Here is a 3,557-nt window from a genome sequence, read left to right as displayed (position 1 = left end):
GGGTCGGCGGACTCGACCGTCACGCGGACGTGGCGGGCCACTCCCCCGCCCTCCCGCACGGCGTGCCAGTGCCGCCCGTCGAGGGAGGTCCGCACCTCGTAGGAGTCTGGCCGCACGTCGGTCCAGCGCGGGGTGACCCGGGAGATCCGGGTGGGCCTGCCGAGGTCCGCCGTCAGCTCCGCGCGGCCGGTGCCGGGGACCCAGGCGGTCGCGGTGCTGCCGTCCAGGGCCGCCTCGGCGTACTGCCCCGACTGCTCCGACGTCGCCTTCGCGGTGCGGCACCTGGCGAGGTTGCCGGTGGGTTCGAGGTCGGGTCGCCGGGTCTTCAGATGCGCGGGCGCGTCCGGGCCGACGAGCTGCCTGCCCTGCGGTGTCTCGATCTCGAACGGCTCACCCCGGGTGAGCCGCACGGTGGTCTCACGGGCGCCGACGGCGATGTCGTACGTACGCCCCTGCCAGTGCAGCCCCTTGACGTTGACCCCGCCGGAGAGCTGCGGCGGCAGCATCGGATCGAGCCGCACACGGTCCTCCCGCAGGCGCTGTCCGGTCAGGCCGTGGGTGAAGACCTGGAGGAAGCCGCCCTGGCCGGTCGTGAAGTTCTGGGCGGGTGAACCCGAAAGGGGGTCGGAGGCACCGGCCTTGTCGCCGCGCGCCTCGGAGAACAGCTCGAAGGGGCCGCGCGCGAAGGGACGGATGGAGCGCGTCAGATAGGTGTACGCGGAGCAGCCGGCCTCACCGCCCGCCGCGGCGTCGATGGCGTGCACCGAGTCGGTCATCGCGGGTCCGTCGGGGTCGGTGCGCGCGGCGTAGTAGTCCAGGGTGCTGGTGGCCGCCTGCCGTGACATCGGCCACTCCAGCGGGTACATCAGGAGCACGGTGTCCGCCTGCTTGATGACCGAGCCCTGGTAGCCGTCGTACTGCTGGAAGACCTTCGTGCCGGGGTCGTAGGGGATGCGCAGCTTGTCGGCGACGGTGGTCCAGGCGCTGGGGGCCTTCTCGTCGAGGACGCGGGCGACGCGGGTGGCGGTGCGCAGGGTGGTGGCGGCGCCCGCGTTGGTGAAGACGCCGTCGTCGACGCCGTTGCTGTACTCGTCGGGTCCCGCGACGTCCTTGATGGAGTAGCTGCCGTCGGCGTTCGGCGTGGCGCGGTGGGCCCAGAACCGGGCGACGCCCCGGATCACCGGCCAGCCGCGGGTGCGCAGCCAGTGGGTGTCCTTGGTGGCGAGGTAGTACTGCCAGGCGGCCAGCGCCACGTCGCTCTGGAGGTGGTTCTGGGTGCGGCAGTGGGGCGGGTCCACGCTGTGGCACTCGGGGCCGAGTTCACCCTTGCTCGCGCTGGTCCAGGGGTAGAACAGGCCGGGGTGACCGAGCTTGGCCGCATTGGCCCGGGCGCCCGCGCGGGTGCGGTAGCGGTACTCCACGACCGACTTGGCGAGGTCGGGGTGGGTGGCCAGGAGCGCGGGGTACATCCACGTCTCGGCGTCCCAGAACACCAGGCCGCCGTAGTTGTCGCTGCTGAGACCGGTGGGCGAGATGCTGTCGGCCGAGCCCTTCCTGGTGCTGGAGAGCAGCCCGAACTGGGCCGACCGCAGCCACCGCTGCATCCGGTGCTGTCCGGGCACCTCGATGTCGCTGCGCCACAGCTCGCGCCAGGCGGCGGAGTGCCCCGCGAACAGTGTGTCCCAGCCCTTGTCGGCCGCCCGGCGCGAGGCCGTCACCGCGTCACGCCCGGGTGAACGGGAGGTCAGGGCGGTGTCGACGCCGACGTACTTGGCGACTTCGTAGGTCCGGCCCGAGCGGACACCGAGGGAGAGCGACTGCCGGGCACTCAGGCCGTCGGACACGGGGGCACCGGGCGCCTTATCTTCACTTCCTGTACGCAATCCCTCCCCGGTGCGAAGGGTCGACGCGACGGTTCCCGCCGTCCCCGTGCCCTGCGTACGGAACCCCACCGCCATCGTGCCGCCGCCCGTCCGCGCCCCGGCATGGGCCGGGTTCAGCCTGCGGGCGCCGCGCCCTTCGATGCGGTCGGTGACCCGGGCCGTGCCGCTCCAGTGCGGTGTCATCCGCAGCCGTACCGCGCCCACATGCGGGTCGGTTCGGTCCGTGAGGACGTCGTAGGCGAGGTCGGTGGCCCGCCCGTCGGAGGCCGTCCACCTGAGCTTGGTGCGCACGAAACCGCGACGCAGGTCCAGGCGCTGCGAGTAGTGCGAGATCCGGGCCGCGGGGGTGGCGGAGGTGAAGGTCTGCGACCCGGCGCCGCCGGTGGTCACGGTCAGCGGTGTCCATGTCGGGAGCGCCGCTGCGACCTGCCGGTTCTCCGTGGTGGAGGGGTTGTGCGCGTAGAGCCCGGAGACGAACGACCCGTCGTAGCGAGGGGTGAAGAGCGGCCATCCGGTCCTGTCGGCCGAAGCGGTGTAACCCGTGCCGTTGGGCGCGACGCGCTGGCCGAGGTAACCGTTGCCGACGAAGGCGTGGTAGCTGTCCTTCGGGTCGATGCGGTGCGAGGTCAGTGTCCAGCCGTCGCCGAGGGGGCCGGGGCCGCCCGGCGGCACCACCGCCGCGCTGCCGGGACCATCTGCCTCCGCCGTCGCCGTCGGCGGCACGGCCGCCGCGAGCACACCGAGCAGGACAGGTGCGATGAACCGGGCCTTGTGGGCGAGAGACCTCATTGTGCTCCGTTACGCAGACGCGGGGACAGCGACCGAGAAGGTCAGGCGACCATAAAGAGATGAACGGTCCGCGTCAATGAGTTGCACGATGCGTTGAAGAATCTAAGGAGAACTCCCACCCGAGGGCTGATTACCACCAATACGCCGGGTAGCGCGCGCTCGTGCGGCGGGTGCGCGTGAGGGCCCACCCGGCGAGCACGAGCAGGACGGTGGACCCCATCAGCAGCGGTACGAAGGTGGCGGGCGCCGGAGTGCTCAGGACGATGACCACGGCGGTGGCGCACGCGGGTGAGTGCGAGCAGCGCGCCATCATCATCGCCGCCAGGCTGACACCGGCCGCCACCGCGGCTCCCCACGGCGAGCTGCCCACGACGGCGACCGCCGCGTATCCGACGACGGCACAGAGCAGATGCCCGGCGATCACGCTGCGCGGCTGGGCCAGTGGCAGCCGGGGAGCGCCGTGGATGATCGCGGCGGAGGCGGCGAGCGGGGGTATGAGCACCGGCTCGTGGATGAGTGACCCTATGGCGACCAGCGCGAGCAGTACGGCGGTGACCGCGCCGACGCTGTGCGCGGCGGCCCGGCGCGACGGCGGGGCGGGCSGCVCCRCCRCGGAATCCACGGCACCCACGCAACCCGGGGAGCCGGTTGGGTCGGTGGAGGCGGCGGTTGAGTCGGTGGAGGCGGCGGGATCGACGCAGCTGACGGAGCGGTGGGATGCCGAAGTCCGCCCCGGTCAGTTCGCGGCTCGCGTCCCACAGCCGTGCCGCGACGGAGGTGTCGGCGAGGTGGCTCCAGACCGGTTCGCGCCGGGGCTCGCCGCGCAGCCCGAACACGCGCGGACCCCACAGTTCGCCTCCCCGTACGCCCGGGTCGAGCACCGCC

The 3,557-nt window shown here is 72.6% G+C and carries 1 protein-coding gene and 2 pseudogenes; all 3 read right to left on the bottom strand.

Going from position 1 to position 3,557, the window contains the following annotated elements:
- A partial coding sequence (locus AB8Z36_RS34390; protein WP_369217309.1) for a discoidin domain-containing protein occupies window positions 1-2,672 on the bottom strand: 2,672 nt, incomplete at its 3' end.
- Window positions 2,673-2,802: 130 nt separating this feature from the next.
- A pseudogene (locus AB8Z36_RS34385) lies at window positions 2,803-3,294 on the bottom strand (HPP family protein).
- A 109-nt stretch (window positions 3,295-3,403) separates the two neighbouring features.
- Window positions 3,404-3,557, bottom strand: a pseudogene (locus tag AB8Z36_RS34380) (SDR family NAD(P)-dependent oxidoreductase); the annotation flags it as partial.

Origin of the sequence: Streptomyces flavofungini (assembly GCF_041028215.1) — a bacterium.
Lineage (GTDB): Bacteria > Actinomycetota > Actinomycetes > Streptomycetales > Streptomycetaceae > Streptomyces > Streptomyces flavofungini_B.
This window is presented reverse-complemented; position numbering and strand designations above follow the sequence as displayed.